The sequence below is a fragment of the Niveispirillum sp. genome, from assembly GCF_052437035.1.
Classification (GTDB): Bacteria; Pseudomonadota; Alphaproteobacteria; order Azospirillales; family Azospirillaceae; genus Niveispirillum.
In genome coordinates, this window is sequence record NZ_JBQVOH010000044.1 from 1 (window position 1) to 702 (window position 702).

The window sequence follows — 702 nt, forward strand, 5'->3', positions numbered from 1 at the left end:
GGTCCAGCCGCGCCTGCTTCAGGCGGATATCGTAATAGGGGGAGAAATTATCCACCCCCAGTACCTGTTCCCCCCGGTCCAGCAGCGCCCGGCAGGTATGGTATCCGATGAAGCCGGCAGCGCCGGTGACTAGGATCGGCATGGCATCTTCCTACATCGCCGGGTGCGTTGGAAAGGAGCCTATGAGCGATCCGGCGGGGGATGGCAAGGGGTTGGCTTCAATATAATATCAGATAGCTTTCAGATATCATATTGAAGCCAACCCCTGTGCCGCCATTTTTGCCAGCGGGCGCACCGCGCCCTTGGCTACGCTGCATGGGCGGCGCGGCGGTAGTCACCGCCGTGCCACCGGTCATAAATTATGACCGGTGGCATTACTCCATGGATGGAATGATGCCGGTTTGGGCTAGATGACGCATAACCGCATCGGCCAGGGATGCCGCATCGCCGGCGCCGGTGTCGAGGCGCAAATCAGGTTCCGTCGGGGGCTCGTAAGGGCTGCCGATACCTGTGAAGTTGGGCAGGGCACCGGAGCGCGCCTTGCGGTACAGGCCCTTCGTATCGCGGGCCTCGCAGAGGGCCAGCGGGGTATCGACAAAAATCTCCAGGAACTCACCGGGCGGCAGCAGGGACCGCGCCATGTCGCGGTCGGCGCGGAAGGGGCTGATCAGGCTGACCAGCACGATCAGGCCGGCTTCGGCC

2 protein-coding genes are annotated in these 702 nt (G+C 62.8%); both read right to left on the reverse strand.

The features are described from left to right. A partial coding sequence (locus ACT6Q8_RS25580; protein WP_444739488.1) for an NAD-dependent epimerase/dehydratase family protein occupies positions 1-142 on the reverse strand: 142 nt, incomplete at its 3' end. A 232-nt stretch (positions 143-374) separates the two neighbouring features. Continuing rightward, the coding region (locus ACT6Q8_RS25585) for an adenylyl-sulfate kinase (RefSeq protein WP_444739487.1) at positions 375-702 on the reverse strand (328 nt) is incomplete at its 5' end.